The sequence below is a fragment of the Synechococcus sp. BL107 genome (assembly GCF_000153805.1).
GTDB lineage: Bacteria > Cyanobacteriota > Cyanobacteriia > PCC-6307 > Cyanobiaceae > Parasynechococcus.
In genome coordinates, this window is sequence record NZ_DS022298.1 from 225996 (window position 1) to 244373 (window position 18378).

19 protein-coding genes and 1 riboswitch are annotated in these 18378 nt (G+C 48.2%); of the genes, 9 read left to right on the plus strand and 10 right to left on the minus strand.

The features are described 5' to 3' along the window. The first annotated feature begins 20 nt into the window (after window positions 1-20). Genes BL107_RS01105 through BL107_RS12000 form a run of 3 tightly spaced genes read left to right on the plus strand, consistent with a single transcriptional unit; the run spans window position 21 to window position 2978 of the window. Window positions 21-1007 (plus strand): NAD(P)-dependent oxidoreductase, encoded by a 987-nt coding sequence (locus BL107_RS01105; RefSeq protein WP_037987846.1) that lies wholly within the window; start codon window positions 21-23, stop codon window positions 1005-1007. A gap of 36 nt (window positions 1008-1043) precedes the next feature. Continuing rightward, on the plus strand, window positions 1044-2150 hold the full coding sequence (locus BL107_RS12080) for a DegT/DnrJ/EryC1/StrS aminotransferase family protein (RefSeq protein WP_071984213.1): 1107 nt from the start codon (window positions 1044-1046) through the stop codon (window positions 2148-2150). Between the two features lie 51 nt (window positions 2151-2201). Beyond that, a complete protein-coding gene (locus tag BL107_RS12000; RefSeq protein ID WP_009788415.1) occupies window positions 2202-2978 on the plus strand; it encodes a formyltransferase family protein in 777 nt (258 codons plus the stop codon). On the opposite strand, the gene BL107_RS01115 is transcribed toward BL107_RS12000, so the two are convergent. From BL107_RS01115 to ruvB, 8 genes are all read right to left on the minus strand, one after another. Continuing rightward, entirely contained in the window at window positions 2979-3734 is a 756-nt protein-coding gene (locus tag BL107_RS01115; protein ID WP_009788416.1) for a CmcI family methyltransferase, read from the minus strand. A 200-nt stretch (window positions 3735-3934) separates the two neighbouring features. Beyond that, window positions 3935-5467, minus strand: coding sequence for a hypothetical protein (locus BL107_RS01120; protein ID WP_156779353.1), 1533 nt, complete (start codon window positions 5465-5467; stop codon window positions 3935-3937). 315 nt (window positions 5468-5782) lie between these two features. Beyond that, complete coding sequence (gene thiC / locus BL107_RS01125; RefSeq protein ID WP_037987850.1) at window positions 5783-7192, minus strand: phosphomethylpyrimidine synthase ThiC; 1410 nt, start codon at window positions 7190-7192, stop codon at window positions 5783-5785. 45 nt (window positions 7193-7237) lie between these two features. Beyond that, a riboswitch (TPP riboswitch) is annotated at window positions 7238-7343 on the minus strand. Between the two features lie 31 nt (window positions 7344-7374). After that, on the minus strand, window positions 7375-7986 hold the full coding sequence (locus tag BL107_RS01130; protein ID WP_009788419.1) for a HEAT repeat domain-containing protein: 612 nt from the start codon (window positions 7984-7986) through the stop codon (window positions 7375-7377). After that, entirely contained in the window at window positions 7983-8210 is a 228-nt protein-coding gene (locus BL107_RS01135) for a DUF3188 domain-containing protein (RefSeq protein ID WP_009788420.1), read from the minus strand. Before BL107_RS01135 ends, BL107_RS01130 begins: the two co-directional genes overlap by 4 nt. Then, window positions 8210-9388: an amidohydrolase gene (locus BL107_RS01140; protein WP_009788421.1), complete on the minus strand. Its 1179-nt coding sequence runs from the start codon at window positions 9386-9388 to the stop codon at window positions 8210-8212. Before BL107_RS01140 ends, BL107_RS01135 begins: the two co-directional genes overlap by 1 nt. Window position 9389: 1 nt before the next feature. Continuing rightward, window positions 9390-10160 (minus strand): tetratricopeptide repeat protein, encoded by a 771-nt coding sequence (locus BL107_RS01145; protein ID WP_009788422.1) that lies wholly within the window; start codon window positions 10158-10160, stop codon window positions 9390-9392. Then, window positions 10157-11200, minus strand: coding sequence for a Holliday junction branch migration DNA helicase RuvB (ruvB, locus tag BL107_RS01150; RefSeq protein WP_009788423.1), 1044 nt, complete (start codon window positions 11198-11200; stop codon window positions 10157-10159). Before ruvB ends, BL107_RS01145 begins: the two co-directional genes overlap by 4 nt. Window positions 11201-11250: 50 nt before the next feature. Between ruvB and smpB the strand changes: the two genes are divergently transcribed. Both smpB and BL107_RS01160 read left to right on the plus strand, forming a co-directional pair. Beyond that, the gene (gene smpB / locus BL107_RS01155; protein WP_009788424.1) at window positions 11251-11751 is read left to right on the plus strand and encodes an SsrA-binding protein SmpB; all 501 of its coding nucleotides are present in this window, start codon (window positions 11251-11253) and stop codon (window positions 11749-11751) included. Between the two features lie 4 nt (window positions 11752-11755). Beyond that, window positions 11756-12877 carry a hypothetical protein gene (locus BL107_RS01160; RefSeq protein WP_009788425.1) on the plus strand — a complete coding sequence of 374 codons (1122 nt, stop codon included), beginning with the start codon at window positions 11756-11758 and terminating at the stop codon, window positions 12875-12877. 343 nt (window positions 12878-13220) lie between these two features. On the opposite strand, the gene BL107_RS01165 is transcribed toward BL107_RS01160, so the two are convergent. Further along, window positions 13221-15161 carry a serine/threonine protein kinase gene (locus tag BL107_RS01165; RefSeq protein WP_037987852.1) on the minus strand — a complete coding sequence of 647 codons (1941 nt, stop codon included), beginning with the start codon at window positions 15159-15161 and terminating at the stop codon, window positions 13221-13223. Window positions 15162-15206: 45 nt separating this feature from the next. Between BL107_RS01165 and egtB the strand changes: the two genes are divergently transcribed. Genes egtB through BL107_RS01185 form a run of 4 tightly spaced genes read left to right on the plus strand, consistent with a single transcriptional unit; the run spans window position 15207 to window position 18089 of the window. After that, complete coding sequence (gene egtB, locus BL107_RS01170) at window positions 15207-16400, plus strand: ergothioneine biosynthesis protein EgtB (protein WP_198002311.1); 1194 nt, start codon at window positions 15207-15209, stop codon at window positions 16398-16400. Further along, complete coding sequence (egtD, locus tag BL107_RS01175; protein WP_009788428.1) at window positions 16397-17350, plus strand: L-histidine N(alpha)-methyltransferase; 954 nt, start codon at window positions 16397-16399, stop codon at window positions 17348-17350. Before egtB ends, egtD begins: the two co-directional genes overlap by 4 nt. Window positions 17351-17376: 26 nt before the next feature. After that, complete coding sequence (locus tag BL107_RS01180) at window positions 17377-17619, plus strand: hercynine metabolism small protein (protein ID WP_009788429.1); 243 nt, start codon at window positions 17377-17379, stop codon at window positions 17617-17619. Next, window positions 17616-18089: a hercynine metabolism protein gene (locus BL107_RS01185; protein ID WP_009788430.1), complete on the plus strand. Its 474-nt coding sequence runs from the start codon at window positions 17616-17618 to the stop codon at window positions 18087-18089. Before BL107_RS01180 ends, BL107_RS01185 begins: the two co-directional genes overlap by 4 nt. A gap of 5 nt (window positions 18090-18094) precedes the next feature. Here the strand turns inward: BL107_RS01185 and BL107_RS01190 are convergent, their stop codons facing one another. After that, window positions 18095-18358 (minus strand): hypothetical protein, encoded by a 264-nt coding sequence (locus BL107_RS01190; RefSeq protein WP_006851112.1) that lies wholly within the window; start codon window positions 18356-18358, stop codon window positions 18095-18097. Between the last annotated feature and the right edge of the window lie 20 nt (window positions 18359-18378).

Here is an 18378-nt window from a genome sequence, read left to right on the forward strand (position 1 = left end):
AACATTGCTTTTTAAGTATAATGATTAATGGTTGGGGAAATATAAATGTCCTCGTCACAGGTGGGTTCGGTTTTATCGGCAGTAATCTTGTCCGTGCTCTTCATCAGCTAACTGCAAATATTACTGTTATGGACAATCTAGACAAGAGATCTGGGGGAAATCTTTATAATTTAGACGACATAAAATGCGACTTAAAAATAACTCATTCAAGCATCCTGAATTTTGACTTGTTAAGTGATTTTATTGCTAAAAATGATATCGTAATTAATTGTGCTGGATCAACATCACATTCAAGGTCAATGGATGAACCTTATTTTGATCTCGATACTAATTTAAAAGGTACTCTGAATATTCTTGAAGCGATTAGAAGATTTAATCCTAAATGTCGTTTAATACACTTTGGTACAACTACACAGTTTGGAAGATTAAAAAACATTCCTGCTAATGAGATGCATCCTGAATTTCCAACTGATATATATTCAGCAGATAAATCTTTGTCAGAGAAGCATGTTTTAATATACTGTAAGGCTTTTAATATTCAAGGAACAGTACTTCGCATAAGTAATACCTATGGGCCATATGCCTCAATCCACAGTCCTGAATTTACATTTAATAATTATTTTCTTGGTCAAGCACTTCAGGGTAAAACAATAAATATTTATGGCGATGGCATGCAAAAAAGAAATTTGTTATATGTCAATGATTTAATCGATGCTGTGATCAAATGTGTTGCTTCAAAGGAAAGTATTGGAGAAACATTACTAGTCACCTCTGATTCACATTATAGCATCGGAGAGATTTGCTCAATTATTGTTAATCAATGTGGTTCAGGCAGTATTAAATATATAGATTGGCCAGCGCACAAGCAAGTTACAGAGGTTGGTGATCAAATCTTTAATAATAATAAGGCACGTAATTTATTAAAATGGTCTTCATCAACCAAGTTGGTGCATGGACTGACAGATACTATTAATTTTTACCGGAAAAATCAAATTCACTATATATAATATATAGCATCCATTTATTTCATTCAATCTAAAAACATGAATCATTCGATTAAAATGTGTGGACCATCAATCACTCAACACGAAAAAAATATAATTCTAAAAATGATGGATGATGGATGGGATAGTTATCAATATGTCGAAGAATTCGAAGAAAGGTTCGCAAAATGGCATGATCGAAGGTTTTGTCTTATGACACCATGTTGTACACATGCTATACATTTAGGCTTAATAGCTCTTGGAATTAATATTGGAGATGAAGTGATTGTTCCCGAGACTACCTGGACTGGTAGTGTTGCTCCAATTACTTATACAGGAGCAAGACCAGTTTTTTGTGACGTAGAAAAAGACAATTGGTGTCTGAGTTCAGATACTATAAATACCCAAATCACAAGCAAGACTAAGGCAGTAATTGCAGTCGATATTTATGGCTTTATGCCTGATTATATGAAACTAGAAAAGCTTTGTGCAGAGAATAATATAGTAATAATCGAAGATGCTGCAGAAGCATTAGGTTCTTCTCTAAGGGGTATAAGGGCGGGAAAATTTGGTTTATTTAGTGTTCATAGTTTTCATAGAACAAAAACTATTACAACAGGTGAGGGTGGAGCACTGCTCACTGATGACGAAAATTTTTATAAACGATGTAAATTTTTAAGGGATCATGGTCGAAGTGCAGAACAACCTTATCTTATATTAGAAGCAACTACAAAATATATGCCATCAAATTTAATGGGTGCTATGGCATGCGCACAACTTGATAGGATTAACGAACTGATTTCCATTAAGCAAGCAATTAGAGATAGATATTTATCTAATTTTGAGGGTCAAGATTTTGACTTTACGTTGACTTCTGATAATACAAATTTTGTCAATGGATGTTGGGCAACAACATTAGTCATCGAGAATGAAGCTTTTAATTCAAGTTCTACAATTAAAAATCTTGCTTTTAAAGGAATTCCCCTAAGACCATTTTTTAGACCACTATCCTCAATGCCAGCATATACAAATTATAAAAATAAATCAAATAATAGCAACTCAGATTGGCTGTTCAAGAAAGGAATTACTTTACCCTCTCACTATGAGTTGGATAATAATACTATAGATTATATTAGCGATCATCTATTGAAAGAAATTGTAAGTTAAATATAGCATAGCTCTATAAGCTATAGTACATGAACATCAATTTAAATCAGAATGAGTCTTTCTGTTTGCTGCTTTTCCTCCACAGGTTTAGAATTATTAAATACTTTAGTCCGCCAAAATGCCAAAATTGCTACTATTTTTACATCTTCGGCAGATTCTGAAGAGATTATATCTGAAATTAAAAAAATTTCTGAATCTATTCAAGCTAATTTTATATATTTAGATGCTAATTACGAGCCGTCCAAGCAAGTTTTAGCTAATTGCTGCGAAAAAAATATTGATATCTTGTTACTCCTATGGTGGCCACACATTCTGAAAAATAAAGTAATTGATGAATTTGAATATATCGTTAATTTACATCCTTCTTTATTGCCTTTTGGTCGGGGCAAGTATGGTTACTTTTGGAGCCTTATCCATAATGAGCCGTTCGGCGCAACTCTTCATCTTGTAGATGAAGGAATAGATAGTGGAAAAATTTTAGCTCAAAAGCATGTTGCTAAAACATCAATTTTGACTGGAGAGCAGTTATATTTAAAGGGAGTTATAGCCTGTAAATCACTATTCGAAGAAGAAATCATGAATATAGTTAATAACCTTGAAATTAATATTTTGCCAAAGAACGAGTTAGATACAGCCATCAAAGGGAGCTATCATTCCAAAAAATCATATCTTGAATTTTGCTCACAAATGAATAATAAAAAACACACAATATACGAGGCTATTACATATTTGAAGGCTCGAACTTTTGAATCTGGTCACTCTTTCAAATTCACTGAAGATGGAAAAACATATGAATGTCACCTAAGTCTTCGCGAGTTAGCAAATTGATTATTCGTTCTTAAGTAAATAACCTTCTTTTTGATTAGACAGAAGAAGTCTGTTTCTAATATTTTTATCTATAGTGAAACCAAAAGATTCATGATGATGATTTAAAAATTCAATCATTGCTGTTTTTGGATTATTTCCGACTCCCCAAGGTCTTGGTCGATGTGATTGTTCTGGTATATCTTCTACTACAGTATCGCCACAGATTAGATAATTTCCTTTTGAGACATACTTAGAATACTTTTTTAGCTCCTGTAATACATGCTCATGCGAATGATCAGAATCTAAATGTACTGATATATTGGATGCGTCTCCTACTATGCTATCAATACGTTTAATAGTCTCTGCGTCCAAACTCGATCCTTTTATCAATGTAATCCGTTTTGACAGATTTTCAAAACTATTTATTCTTTCAATTAAATCCTCTGGGATATATATATCAATTCCAATTATGTGACCAAAATTTAATGCCTCCATTATTGTTGCATACATAAGTAGTGAGCCGGACCAAGCAGTACCTACTTCAATAAAGAAGTCAGGCTTAGTTCTAAAAAGGATATCCTGCATGACTAACATATCTTCTGCTGTCTGCAGTGCAGGCTCACCAAACCAGCGTGTTTGATGTATCCAGTCATGTTTATCTGCACCAACAAACGCCTCTAGAGCCTTATCTGAAAGATTACTGTCAACAAACTGCTCTGCAGCCTTTTTAGATAGATGTTGCTCGAACTCGACTCTTGAAAATAATTTTTTTTGCATGTAACTTTTTCCTCATCTTAGCATATTACCCAAACAGCTTGCGCTGATTATTTATCATGCCATGTATTTTATATTTTCATAAACCTTCCTAGACGCTTGAGAGTTAAATCTCTCAAAAATAATAATTATTATGCATCATTGAGTTTGGCTGACTAAATTACTGCATATTTATAAGTCAATTATAACGCAAATAGCAATCATTATGGATTAATTTTATATTGTTCATCCATGAAAAAATTTAAATAATCTTTAGCGAAAAGATGTTTTTGATTCTGAAGTCGAGATAATAATTTTTTTTGAATTGTTGATAAACTTCGACGTTCCTTAATAGATGATAAGAGTTCATAGCACTTCATTAGTCTTTCTGATTCAGACTGATAGATTCCTAAAGTATTTGTCAAATTCTCACTTCCACCAGCAGAACTCAACAAATAAGGAAGAGCTGACGACTCTCGATTAAGACTCGTATCTGCCATCAAGACTGGAACATTCATTTCAATTGCCTCGAAAATTGTATTGCAAGAGCCTCGAGGGAAACTATCGTAATAAATATCGACATTCGAAATCCATTTTTTTGTATTTATCCAGCCAAGATGATGAAATTTGCAAAAATAGCTCTTCAAATTAGTTTCAAGATATATTTTTAATTGAGTTGGCATAGACTGACTTGCTATAACAAAGTGTACATTTTGCTTGTAACGTATTATATTACATATTGAATCCCAGAATGTTTTATCATGTAATTTTTCAGACCTCACAAAACATCCGACGACAATATCCTGATCAGAGATCATCTGTGTGTTTTTTAATTTACTAATTTCCTGTTTGTTATATTTAGGTATCTCTAAAGCCGGAAATGCTCTGCCTCTAAACCATTTAACACTATCGTATGTAAAGCTTTTTCCACCAAAACCTAAGCCAGCGTACTTCTGAATAGTTGGCATTATAATACTATGATATTTCATTGACCAATAGCTCTGAACAGGAGCAAGCTGCATCCCCATATATAAAGACAAATTTTGTACGCATGCAACCCAGCAAATATGATCAAAATTTTTTTGCCTACAATATAATATATATGATTGAATTTTCTTATACGGATCTTCAATACTCGAGAGGCTAATTATATCGACATGATCAATTGTCTTGGGGTAAACTTCTTTTGCATCTATCAGGATCAAAGTCAAATGTACCTTTGACTTAAAATGAAAGCCTCCTTGCAAAAAACTATGCAGAAACTCAACATGAGCAAGCTTATAAGGTCCTTTTAAAATAAATGCGATTTTTTTAGCATTATTATCATTTTTTTGGTAGGGAGGATATTCTAATGTAACTTTGTTGCTGTTTTGATGATTGGAGAAGTTGCCTTTACTCATGAGTGCATTTGCTAACTTCAATCCGTAAAAGTTGACATTCCAAAAGGCTCTGCGAAAACGTATTGGATCTTCTTCGCGCCGGATATAAGTTAAAAATAAAAGATGATCTATTACACTATATCGAGATACTGCATTAGGCAGATCATCTGAATTATTACGATCTAAAGCTGTTCGTATCACATTATCAAAGATAAAATCGTCCCAAATTTCACTAATGCTTCCAAAACGCCACTCTTTTTTAAGTATTTCAAATGCATTTACAGGGTCTTGATATATATAGTTGCTAAGCTGCTTGCGGATATTATATAGCTTATTCCCATTCTCTGAGGATGGATGCCAACTTAGGAATTCTGACAAAGAGACCTCTTATTTTGGATATTTTTAGTGCAGTATTCGTATTATATCACGTTGTACGACTTTAGCTTGAGTGGCATAGGTAAACGTTATAAGCCAGTATTATTTGTTGCTAAAAGTTTGTAATCCTGTATTTGTATAATTCTAGCGACGAACCCTTTGATAACGAATTATTAGCAAAAAGCCCTTCCAAATGCAGCTAAAGCAAAGAGCATTGAAGCTCTTATAAATAAAATGTATAATATCAATTAAAAATAATAACGAGTGTTTTAATATATTTTTTTAATTGACAAGAAATCCAGGCCTTGGCGTCAGCAACTATTCAATTTTATCTAGCTTAACTGTAACTAGAGGACTAGCACCATGATGCTCATCAACTTCTAAAACTTTTTGCAAATCATCAAGATCTTTATCCGTAATCTTTGTCTGCATAGGACAGTGCTTAGGACCACACATTGAACAAAATTCAGCCTGTTTATAAATATCCGCAGGCAAAGTTTCGTCATGGTATTCCTTGGCCCGTTCTGGATCTAACGACAACTCAAATTGTTTGTTCCAATCAAAGGCATAACGAGCACGGCTCAATTCATCATCACGATCACGAGCACCAGGGCGATGACGGGCGATATCAGCCGCATGGGCTGCAATCTTGTAAGCGATCAAGCCCTCTCGGACATCCTCTGCATTAGGAAGACCCAAGTGCTCTTTCGGGGTCACGTAGCAGAGCATCGCTGTGCCGTGCCAACCGGCCATGGCCGCACCGATGGCAGAAGTGATGTGGTCATACCCAGGAGCAATGTCCGTCACCAAAGGCCCAAGAACATAGAAGGGAGCTTCACTGCACTCCTCCATCTGCTTCTTCACGTTGAACTCGATCTGATCGAGAGGAACATGACCAGGCCCCTCCACCATCACCTGCACGTCATGCTTCCAGGCCCGACGAGTGAGTTCGCCGAGGGTGTGCAGTTCAGCCAACTGAGCCGCATCCGAGGCATCATGCTGGCAACCGGGCCGCAGTGAATCTCCCAAAGAGAAGGTGCAGTCGTAGCGCTTAAAAATCTCACAAATATCATCAAACCTTGTAAAAAGTGGATTCTGACGATGGTGGTACAACATCCACTGCGCCAAGATCCCTCCACCACGGCTCACAATGCCGGTGATGCGACCCTTCACCTTGGGCAAATGCTCGATCAACAGGCCAGCGTGAATCGTTTGATAGTCGACGCCCTGCTGGCAGTGCTTCTCGATGATGTGCAGGAAATCATCTTCGTCGAGTCTCTCAATCGAACCATGAACGCTCTCGAGCGCCTGATAGACAGGCACCGTTCCAATTGGAACCGGCGATGCACCAATAATTGCGGTACGCACCTCATCCAGATTCACACCGCCTGTTGATAAATCCATCACGGTGTCGGCGCCATACTTCACCGCCAGCTTCAACTTGTTCACCTCTTCCGCAGCGTCGGAAGCATTCGGAGAAGCACCGATATTCGCATTCACCTTGCAGGAGCTGGCGATCCCAATCGCCATTGGCTCCAGATTGGTGTGGTTGATGTTTGCGGGGATGATCATTCGCCCCCGCGCCACCTCCTCCATAATCAACGACTCGGGCAGATTCTCCCGCTTTGCGACATAGGCCATCTCTTCAGTGATCACACCCTTTCGGGCGTAATGCATCTGAGACACATTCGCTTGGCCCTTACGAGCAGAAACCCATTGATTACGCATGTGCTGAGCAGCTACTGAATTGCCAGGAGCCGGCCAAACGGCCGCAGATCACATCGTTCACTTCCCTTCGCCGGTATTAACCGAATCAGGTTCAGAGGGTGTGATCTCAGCCCCACACATAAAAATATGTGGGGCACCCCTAGTGGTACTTAAAAACTAGCAACAGCCTGGCAGGCAAATGTTTAGCTGATCTGAAGACCATTCAGCGCAGCAGCCACCACCCGGTGATCAACGTCCTGCTGAAGCGGCTGGAGAAGAGCTCTGGCTTCTGCACCGATCGGTTGGTCGATGCCATCGCGAACAATCCGGCCAAGGATCTCTGCACCACTCACCCGCACCGTGCCATCTGCATCGGTGATCGCCACTTGAGCTAATTCGAGCAACCACATGAGTTTGATCTCGGGCTGTTCCGCCAAGGCCGAAAGAATGCTGCAACGCACTAGCCAAGCACCATCGGCTAAAAATGCTGTTTGAAGCAAAGGCCAGGAACGCTCCACGCCATAACTGGCTAAGGCATTCGCGGCTTCCGCCCGCACATTCGGATCTTCATCCGCTCCCAGCAAACGCGTTAAAACATCCCAACCCTGTTCTGTGCGTTTGTAGCCCAGGCCACTACAACTCAACGAACGCACCAGAAATGGCTTCTGCTCCGTACCAAGAACTAACAAGGGCACTGCATCTTCAGCGTCGCAGAACCGCAACTGGGTGAGAGCCGGCATCGCCCTAACTGGATCCCCACTGGCAATCGCCTCGCGAAGTTCTCCGAGATCCGGTTGGGGGTTGGTCTCATTCATCCATCACCATCCTGTAAACGCAGCCGCTTTAGATCTGCGAACAGCCTGCCGCGGCGGCGGCGGCGACCGAGGGCACAACTCAGGGTGAGAGCCGAACCAATGGCAGCTGCCGGCAATGCCTGAACCCTGTCATTCCCATCGCGCTGCTGCGCTGCAACAACCGCGAGAACAATCAACAACGGCGCTCCCAAGGACAGCCAAGCCACGACGCGATCCGTTTTCATCAGCTTCCGTGCTCCGCCATCCAGGCCAAAAGCGTGGCTGTTAACACCTCGATGCCCACAGCAAGGGCTGTCTCATCGAGTGCAAACGCTCCGTTATGCAGCGGGGCGCAACCTTCTGGTCCAGCCACGCCAAGCCGCATCATCATTCCGGGCACATCACGCAGCAATTCGGCAAAGTCCTCTGCCCCCAATGATGGTTGCTCCACGGGAACCACCCGATCACGACCAAGCCGGTCGATCGCACATCGTTCCAAAAGATTGGTAAGCACGACATCGTTATCAACCGGAGGCGCGATGCAGCGATAGCGGACCACGGCACTCCCTCCACAACCAACACAAATCGCTTGAACCGTGTCTTCAATCCAGCCGGGGAGCATCGCGTGCTGCTCCAAATCCAAACAGCGCACCGTACCCAGCAAGCGCACTTGATCAGCAATCACGTTGAAGGCTCGACCCCCCTCCACTTTTCCAAAGCTCACCACCACCGGCTGCAAGGCATCCAGCCGACGGCTAATTGCCTGCTGCAACTCGGTGACCACCTTGGCCGCCATCCACACCGCATCAACAGACTGATGGGGACGGGCCCCATGCCCCCCTTCTCCACGCACCAGAATCTCCAGCTCTCCAGCGGCAGCCGTCAAACAACCGCGACGAATCCCCACGATTCCTGCCGGCAGGTTGGGGACCACGTGAATGCCGAAGAGGGCATCCAAACCCTTCGTCGCCCCTGCCTCCCGCATCCAAACTGCACCCTGGGCCAACTCTTCGGCTGGTTGAAACAGAAGGCGAACCCGCGCCTGCAAAGCCGGCAAACTGGCCAAGAGCCTGGCCACCCCTAGCCCCGTACAGGTATGCAGATCATGGCCACAGGCGTGCATCACCCCCTGACGTTTCGACGCATAGGGCAACCCCGTGCGTTCCTCCACTGGAAGGGCATCCATATCAACACGCAAGCCAACAGTGGGGCCGTGATCGGGTCCGAGTTCAGCAACAACTCCTGTGCGACCCATGCCCTCCTGCACCCTCCAGCCCAAACTCCGCAGCTCTCCTGCCACCAACGCCGCCGTCTGATGTTCTTCTCCACTGAGTTCCGGATGGGCATGTAGGTGCTGACGCAGTTCCAACAACTCGGGCAACTCGTGCGCCAATCGATCCAAAGGAAACCCCATCACATCCATCTCAAGACTTCTCCAGAGCCAAGAACGCCATTAGGTCTTGGGTGGGCTGGGGTGGCCAGCGGCGCACATCCACCAACCAATCTGCCTGGCGATAGCGCTGATCCAGCCCCGCGGCCGCGGCCCAATTGCTTTCGGCTTCTCCGGCAGAGCCCTGACGCCAAAGCAAACCACTTAAGGCCGCCCGGGCATCGGCAAACAGGGGGTAGCGCCGAATCAACTTGCGCAACTCCACCTCCGCCCAAGCGAGATCACCCTCTTGCCAAGCAGCCAAAGCCTCACTGGAACGGGCCATCGCAAAGCCCGGCCTAGCGAGGGAAGCCTTGCCATATAAATCGCGAGCTCCATTCCAATCACCCTCGGAGCCGCGCACATTTCCCAGGTTGTACAAGGCCGAGGCATCATCCGGCTGCCGTTCAAGGATCCAGAGATAATCGGCAGCAGCAGCTGGCCAATCTTTTAAAGCTTCCTCCGCGGTACCGCGGTTGAGGTGCGGGTCGGCCTCATCTGGGGCCAACTCGATCGATCGGGTTTGATCCTCAATCGCACCATCAAGATCGCCAAGCGCCAAGCGCACGTTGCCGCGGTTGCTCAAGGCCGCTGCATCTCGAGGAGATTGCTCCAACACCCGGTCCCACAGCGGTAGGGCTTGAACAAAATCGCCCGACCGACTCGCACTCAAAGCCTGTTCGTACAAACCCTGCAGGTCTAGAGCGATGGCTGGCCAAGGCCAGATCAAGCTCAGCGCGAGGATTCCAACCAACCAGCGATTCATACCGCCTCCGCAAGATGTGAACGCGCGGCATCGGTAACCATGCGTCCCCGCGGTGTACGAACCAGTAAGCCCTGCTGGAGCAAAAACGGTTCGACAACGGTTTCCAACGTGACGGGGTCTTCACCCAAGGCAGCCGCCAAAGTTTCAAGACCTACGGGACCTCCGCCATGCTGATCCACCAACATGGTGAGCAAGCGACGGTCACTGGCATCAAGGCCACGCTGATCAACGCGATGCAGGCTGAGCGCCTCCGCCACCATGCAGTCGTCAATCGTTCCCTTCCCCTGGCGCACACTGGCCACATCCCGGACGCGACGCAGCAAACGGTTGGCGATTCTCGGTGTCCCCCGACATGAGGCGGCAATGCGAGCACAGGCTGCGCAAGTGAGATCCACCGACACCAACTCGGCGGTACGAGCCACAATCGCCTCTAGATCGGCTTGGCCGTAAAACTCCAAGCGCTGAATCAAGCCAAAGCGGTCCCTCAACGGAGAGCTCAAGGAGCCTGCCCTCGTTGTGGCACCTACAAGAGTGAAAGGGGGCAAATCCAAGGTGCGGGTGCGGGCCGTGCTGCCCTTACCAACCGTGAGATCCAAGCGACGGTCTTCCATCGCTGGGTACAAAAGTTCTTCTGCCACCCGCGACAGGCGATGGATCTCATCAATAAACAGCAGATCCCGTGGCTGGAGATTCACGAGTAATCCAACGATGTCTCGGGGTCGCTCCAATGCCGGAGCACTGGTAATCCGACAGTTCACCCCAAGCTCCTCGGCCAGAACCAAAGCCATCGTGGTTTTGCCCAGCCCAGGCGGGCCATAAAGCAATACATGGTCGAGGGCTTCACCACGGCCGAGGGCTGCCTCGACAGCGATGCCCAACACCTGTTTGAGTTCGGATTGGCCGATGTACTCGGCCAGGCGCTTCGGCCGCAAGCTGTCGTCCGGCCGAATCACCTGTTCTTCAGGAGCTGGCTGCGGATCCACCAACGCTGTTTCGCGACGGGGAGGTTTGCGACCGGAGCTGGAAGAGACAATCGCCATGGGGCAAGGCTACCCAGGCCTGGATAGCCTTGGTAAACGCAAATAAAACCATGGCAAAAGGAGGAGTCAAAAAAGCGGCCGCTGCCGCCGCAAGGGCCGCTGCAAACCGCCTCATGGCCGACAACCGTCAGGCGCGGCATCAGTACGAGATTCTCGAAACCCTTGAAACAGGCATCGAGCTGGTAGGCACCGAAGTGAAATCAATCCGCAATGGCAAAGCCAACCTCCGCGATGGTTTTTGTTTAATTCGCAACGGAGAGCTGCAGCTTCACAACGTGCACATCTCTCCCCATAGCCACGCGAGCGCTTATTTCAATCACGACCCCCTACGAACGCGAAAGCTGCTCGCCCATCGTCGTGAGATTGACAAACTCCGAGGGCAATTAGAGAAAAAAGGCCTGGCTCTTATTCCTCTAAATATTCACCTGAAGGGCTCTTGGATTAAACTCACTGTTGGAGTTGGCAAAGGCCGCAAGTTGCATGACAAACGGGCTGCGGACAAAGAGAAACAGACAAAAAAAGATGTTAGATCAGCCTTAAAAAATTTTTAAAGCAATGGACAAGTTCCTCCACAAGGAAGCGCATACTTCTCTGAATGCTGTTCTGATCATTCCATATGTCGGAGTGAATCAAATTTTTTCGCCTGAAGAAGTCAACAAGTACAAATCATCTGTAGCATCTGATCGCCTACAAATCAGGCCTCTAGTTAAAGCTCTTACTCATCTCAATTACAGAACGCAAGTCGTTTCGTTGAATAAAAATTTTGAACTTTCCGAATTAGAAGGAATAAATAATGCGGATATATGCATTATCAGCAAAATGAGATCTCACACGAAAAAAAATGCAAATAAATTCGCACAATTTCATGCTTTTTGCGCATTAACATTAAAAAGAAGAGGCTCGAAACTAATGCTAATTTATTCAGACCATGTCGCTAGCAGCAATTCTCCAGATGGAGAATTATACAAGAATTTAATCTACCTTTCTGACCATATAGTTACACCATCGAAAAAGCTTAAAACCCTCGCTCATGGCGCAACATCAAACAAACCTTCAATTTCGATTATTGAAGACCCATGCTTACTTGCAAAAAAAGAATTTCAAACCTTCAAATCAGACGAGAAGGTTAAAATAATATGGTTCGGGAACTTTAAGAATCTCGAATATTTGCTGAACATTGCAGACAGCCTACTTAATGTCTCGATCAGATCTATTTTATTTGAATTAACCATCCTTACATCTGATATCGGAATCAAGAAAGCAGGGGAAATATTTCGACACTTAAATATACCTAAAAACTGGACTGTAAGATTAGTGCTTTGGAACATCCATGATCAACCTCAACAACTGGAGAAAGAACTACTTAGAGCCAATATTAGTCTATTACCGTCAGATCCTTCTGACCCCACAAAGGCCGGTGTCTCTCACAATCGACTCGTGGACTCAATCCAATCGGGCTGCATTGCCCTCGCCAGTCCAATAGAGTCTTATCAAGAACTTTCAAAAGTTTGCCTAATCGGGAATAATTTTCCGGCAATGCTGACATATGCAATTAATAATAATGCAAGACTTTGCTCCAAATATTCGAAATTAAGACCAGAAGCTTTAGAGCGCTTTGATGCGAATCTGAACATTTTAAAGTGGGAAGAATCCATAAAAATTACACTAAGCTCGTAAAAGTGATACAATTTTCTTCAAAAATAATTTGAATATATTGAGCTAATTTAATTCACTTACGTAGATATGCATAAATAAAGCCTTGATGCTTTAAAGTGGAGCTAATATCGAGGACGAAATAAATTATTTTTTATCTAAAACAGAAGACAATTTCCAAGTATTTTGATCATGCGTTGATGCTACACGATCAAGGATAACGATTCAAATTTTTTGACACAAAGTACATATAATAATGAAAATATCTACTAACAAAACAACCCAAAGAACAGCCAATACTTACATATTAAAGCCAAGCAATTGGGGCAAAATTTAATCTGAAACTGATGTTAAAAACTTGCATATCTCAATTGTTAGGAGACTCTCCGGTCGCAGAATCTCGAATTGGATCAGAATCAAATTCTGGCAATGGCACTCGGCGCCTGCGCTCAAGAACAGGCTTTTGTTGGCGCGACAGCGGTCGATCAGCCCGACACGACAAGGTGAATGATCCAGACGACACACCATCGTTAGTGATCAACACCTGAACGGGAGAGCCAAGGTCTGGCGGAAGCGTTGAAACCCGCAAGGGTCCCCGCTCCGCTCTCACAGCGCCATCGGCGCCGAACACGGTCATCTCCATCAAAGGCGTTCCATTAATGCCAAGGACCAGGCCGGTACCAGCAGGAACACCAACGGAGATCAAGCGTGCACCTCCTGCGGGTATCCGCAACGACAGGTTTGTTGCCATACGCGGCTTGGCTTTGACCTGCTCAATCTGCACATCGCGAAGGCTCTCGATCGCTGCCGCATACCAAAGCTGGCGATAGGGCTCTCGCGGTTGCCGCCCTCGGGCATCGCCAGGCAATAGGTCTCGGGCACCAGCACTCACCAACTGCTCCACGGCCCTTGGGGTGACGCCCTGCTTCACCAACGCTGCGCGCTGGTCACTCCAATCGGCCTGCTTGAGGCTCCCTAGACGCGAACGCAAGGCTGGAGGTAGCTGTTCAATCCGGGCCAACCAATCTTCAGCAAGCTCGTTCCACACCCGACGCAGCGGAGCATCCTCCAAATCGTCGGATGGCAAACGCCCTCCCCGTTCAGGGAAACGATCCAAAGTTGCTTTGTTCACCAACGTCAAGAACCAGACGCGGTCCATCTGAAGGGCCCGCAGACGACTCAATAACTGCTGGCGTTCATCCACTTCCTCCTGTGGAAGGCTTGCCGTCTGGGGCTGCCGCACCACATCGGCTGCCGTCGAAGGTGCCTGACCAAGAGAAGCATTGCGAGACAGCAAGAACCAACCGATCGCCGAACCCACCAGAGCAGACAGTGCCAAGGCAACCACCACGGGCCACAATCGGCCTTCAGCCCCCAATTCACGTTCCTCAACCCGGCTCAACCGACGCGAGGGCGTGGCCTCTGGCGTAAGCGAAGGGAGTGCTGGCTCAGCAGCAGCACTCGCCGAGGGGGCCAGCGGCAGAGTTCGATCCGCGCGGGCGATCGGGCCCGACTGTTCGGGCATTGGCAGAGACTTCAGCGCCGCTAGAGCCGATGCCGCATCCGAGAAACGCCGCTGCGGATCTTCACTCAAGAGCCGTTGCAGCACCTCTTTGAAATCAGCCGTGAGCACAAGTTGCTCAGGCCAGAACCAACCCTCGTCAGAGGGGGAGATCAGCTGTTCCGGTGATCGTCCTGTGAGCAGCACAAGGGACGAGACCCCAAGAGCGTGCAGATCCATCCACGCCGCACAGGCTTCTCCCCGGCCTTGGGCTCGGGGGGCATACCCAGGCGTGGCCCCAGTTAGTGGCTCCTCTCCCTCCGCTTGCACCAAGCCAAAATCCAAGAGCACAGACAATCCATCCGCGCTACGGCGCAACAGGTTGCGGGGGTTCACATCACCGTGGACCAAGCCGCGGCCATGCACCACGGCCAGCACAGGCAGCAGCTGACGCAGCAATAGCAACATCTCACCTGGTCCAAACAGCATCTGGCGTTGCTCCCGCTGTTGGAGCAACTGCGCATAGCTCAAACCCTCCTGCCAGTCACGGACAGTCCAGAGGGCCCCATCCAACTCCAATTGCTCACCACATCGCGGAATTTGGGGATGCAAGATCGCTTGCAACACAGGCCAATGCGTCTGCAGGCGTTGTTTGGACATCTGGCTCTCCACCTGACGGATCACGACAGGGATCTCGCCTGCCAAAAGATCCACACCACGCCACAGGGATCCCTGAACCGGATCAGGCCCAGACAGGCGCTCCTCCAATCGGTAGCGCTCCACCAGCACTGTGCCGGTAACGCTCAAAATCCACGCTGAGTCATTGAGGTGATGCTACCGAGGCTGAACTGAATGCCTTCAACTCTTAGGGTCTCGCAAGCTCTCCTTCACGCCTTGCTGCTTGACACCCTGCTGGAGGTACGGCGTCGCAGTGAAGCCTTGATTGCAGATCTTGAGCCAGAAGATCTAGGGCTGCAGGGAATGGCGGATGCCAGCCCACCGAAATGGCATTTGGCACACACCACCTGGTTCTTCGACACCTTTGTTCTTCAGCCGCATCTCGCCAGCCACACGCCCTGTGATCCCCGTTGGAGCTACCAGTTCAATTCCTATTACGAGGCGGTTGGAGAGCGGCACCCCCGAAGTGAACGGGGCGTGCTGAGCCGTCCAACCATCCGCGAGATTCTCGAGTGGCGGGCAGTCGTTGACGCTGGATTGAGGCAATTACTCGGCAAAGAACCAACACCGGAACTCCGAACTCTTGTGGAGCTTGGGCTTCAGCACGAGCAACAGCACCAAGAGTTGTTGCTGATGGATGTTCTGGATGGCTTCAGTCGTCAACCGCTAGAGCCGATCTACGGCGTCAACGCAGACCTCAAAACACGGACGAACGAACCCCAGTGGCTGGCTTGTGATGGAGGCGTCGTGGAGATCGGCGCCGAGAACAACAGCTTTCATTTCGACAACGAAACGCCACGGCACAGGGTTTGGCTCGATCCATTCCAGATCAGCGATGAACTAGTGAGCAATGCGAACTACGCGGCATTTATCAACGACGGTGGCTACAAGCGACCAGAGCTCTGGATGAGTGATGGATGGGGCTTGGTACAGCAGCGCGAATGGACCCAACCGCGCTACTGGCGCGAAGCCCGCGACGAATTTGGCCTTGCCGGACGGCAGCGGCGAGATTCTGCTGCACCTGTGCGGCATTTGAGTTGGTTCGAAGCCGATGCCTTCGCCCGCTGGAGTGCATGCCGCCTGCCAACAGAAGCGGAATGGGAGCATGCCTGCGCTCTCCATGGCCCAGCGATGCACCATGCCCATGGAGTGCTTTGGCAGTGGACCGCAAGTCCTTACCGCCCCTATCCCGGTTTCCGTCCACCACCGGGAGCCATCGGTGAATACAACGGCAAATTCATGAGCTCACAAATGGTGTTGCGGGGGAGCTGCTGGCTTACCCCCCCCGGCCATGGCCGAGACACTTACCGAAATTTCTTCCCCCCCTCCAGCAGGTGGATGGCGGCAGGGTTGCGCCTCGCCCGATGAGCATCGCGTTGATCGACCTCCACCCCGCCACGACGGATCTCAAACGTGTGGTCCAAGAAGGACTCCAGCGGCAACCGCGGCAATTGCCAGCATGGCTGCTGTATGACGCCGCGGGATCCCAGTTGTTCGCGGCGATTTGTGATCAGCCGGAATACGGCCTCACCCGCACCGAAATCACCCTGCTCGAGTCTCATGCGGCCGACATCGCTAACGCTGTTGGATCTGGGGTGGTGGTGGAATTCGGCATTGGTAATGCCAAGAAAGTCGACCCACTCCTGAGAGCCCTGCGACCCAAAACCTTCGTGGCTTTGGACATCAGCCGATCCGCACTGGAAGACTCCCTCACGGGTCTGGCATCCCAGCATCCCGCCATCCAGATGTTGGGCATCTGCTGTGACCACAGCCAGCTCGAGGGCTTACCAACACATCCCTGGCTCATCGGGGAGCGCCTGATCGGTTTCTTCCCCGGCAGCTCACTTGGAAACTTCACACCAAAAGACGCCGTACTTCTGCTCAAACGATTTCGGCATCTGTTAGCGGGCGGCCCGTTGCTGCTGGGGCTGGACCAACCCCGCGATCCGGCTCTTCTGGAAGCCGCCTACGACGATGCCGCCGGAGTTTCGAGGGCCTTCGCGTTCAACCTGCTGAAACGCCTCAACCGCGATTTACAGGGCAATGCTGAACCCCAGAACTTCCGGTATGAGGCTTGTTGGCAGGCCGATCAACAGCGCATCGAAATGGCTCTCGTGAGTCGCTGCTCCCAGACCATCCAGCTGGCCGAGTCAGCCTGGTCGTTCGAGCCCAATGAACGCTGGGTAACCGAACACAGCGTGAAATACACCCCAGACGCCGCCGCAATCATGGCCGCGCAAGCGGGGTGGCAGATCCAACAACGTTGGCACGACGATCAGGATCAGATCTCCCTTCACCTCTTGGTGCCGTCAAACTGAGAGAACGACAAAGACCCTTCATCGTCATGAAACAGGACGAACGGCGCCAAGCGATCAAACAGGAACGCGAACGTCTCATCCAGGATCTCGAAGCCCTTTATTTAGCTGCTTTTGATCGGCTCGGAACCCTCGAGGGCGAAGTGGGCGAAGTGAAGGCGGCTCAACTCACCCAAATGATCCTCAACTCAAAATTGGCCGCTCTCGAGCCGCTACTCAAAGAAATCGAAAAGCCACTGATCACCACCCCAGCTGCGGGCGATCAAGCATGAGTTGGCTGGAGCAGCTGGAACAGGAGCTGGATCAACGCCTCTCCGGCTTCCTGCGCAACAACCCTCTGCAAGACCAGCTGTTTCAAGAACAGCACAGCCGTGACCGCGCTCAATCCCTTCAACGGCAACGGCAACAGCTGCAACGGGAAGCCGAACACCAACGCCAACAGCTGCTGAAACTCGCCGAAGACGTGCGGGCTTGGCGACAACGCTCCGATAAGGCTCGACTAGCCAATGCAAGCGACCTAGCCAATCGCGCTGATCAACATCTCCATGGACTGATGAACCAGGGACGTCAACTCTGGAACGACCTCGATGACCTTGGTCGCCGCTTCAACGAAGTGGAGCATCAATTGTTGGAGTTAAAGACCCAACAAAAAACGCCCAGCGGCTCCGATCTGGAGAAGGACTGGGCGCTTTTTGAAGCCGAACAGGAGCTACGAGAGCTCCGCAAGAATGCCGGACTTTGACTTGATCAAGCTTTGGGTGCAGGTGGCTCGAGGCTGACACCTTCGGGGGGCGGCGTTGGATCAGGATCAGCGATCAGCATGTGCTGCAGGACGATTTCCGGACGTTCGCTATCGCGCCAGCGAATGCGGTAGGCCGGCATTTTTGTTCCGCGACTCGTGGTCTGTTCCACAGGTTCCATGACCCATCCCCGGCGGGAACGGCCCTGTGGATTGCGCTTGACCACCGCGTCAGCGTGCTTGAAGCGGAACCCTACGCGCTCACCACTCATGAGGATTGGACAATGCCTGT

Coding starts and splice junctions, on each gene's coding strand:
- BL107_RS01105 (WP_037987846.1), top strand. CDS start 21: ATGATTAATGGTTGGGGAAATATAAATGTCCTCGTCACAGGTGGGTTC.
- BL107_RS12080 (WP_071984213.1), top strand. CDS start 1,044: ATGAATCATTCGATTAAAATGTGTGGACCATCAATCACTCAACACGAA.
- BL107_RS12000 (WP_009788415.1), top strand. CDS start 2,202: ATGAGTCTTTCTGTTTGCTGCTTTTCCTCCACAGGTTTAGAATTATTA.
- BL107_RS01115 (WP_009788416.1), bottom strand. CDS start 3,734: ATGCAAAAAAAATTATTTTCAAGAGTCGAGTTCGAGCAACATCTATCT.
- thiC (WP_037987850.1), bottom strand. CDS start 7,192: ATGCGTAATCAATGGGTTTCTGCTCGTAAGGGCCAAGCGAATGTGTCT.
- BL107_RS01130 (WP_009788419.1), bottom strand. CDS start 7,986: ATGAATGAGACCAACCCCCAACCGGATCTCGGAGAACTTCGCGAGGCG.
- BL107_RS01135 (WP_009788420.1), bottom strand. CDS start 8,210: ATGAAAACGGATCGCGTCGTGGCTTGGCTGTCCTTGGGAGCGCCGTTG.
- BL107_RS01140 (WP_009788421.1), bottom strand. CDS start 9,388: ATGGATGTGATGGGGTTTCCTTTGGATCGATTGGCGCACGAGTTGCCC.
- BL107_RS01145 (WP_009788422.1), bottom strand. CDS start 10,160: ATGAATCGCTGGTTGGTTGGAATCCTCGCGCTGAGCTTGATCTGGCCT.
- ruvB (WP_009788423.1), bottom strand. CDS start 11,200: ATGGCGATTGTCTCTTCCAGCTCCGGTCGCAAACCTCCCCGTCGCGAA.
- smpB (WP_009788424.1), top strand. CDS start 11,251: ATGGCAAAAGGAGGAGTCAAAAAAGCGGCCGCTGCCGCCGCAAGGGCC.
- BL107_RS01160 (WP_009788425.1), top strand. CDS start 11,756: ATGGACAAGTTCCTCCACAAGGAAGCGCATACTTCTCTGAATGCTGTT.
- egtB (WP_198002311.1), top strand. CDS start 15,207: ATGCCTTCAACTCTTAGGGTCTCGCAAGCTCTCCTTCACGCCTTGCTG.
- egtD (WP_009788428.1), top strand. CDS start 16,397: ATGAGCATCGCGTTGATCGACCTCCACCCCGCCACGACGGATCTCAAA.
- BL107_RS01180 (WP_009788429.1), top strand. CDS start 17,377: ATGAAACAGGACGAACGGCGCCAAGCGATCAAACAGGAACGCGAACGT.
- BL107_RS01185 (WP_009788430.1), top strand. CDS start 17,616: ATGAGTTGGCTGGAGCAGCTGGAACAGGAGCTGGATCAACGCCTCTCC.
- BL107_RS01190 (WP_006851112.1), bottom strand. CDS start 18,358: ATGAGTGGTGAGCGCGTAGGGTTCCGCTTCAAGCACGCTGACGCGGTG.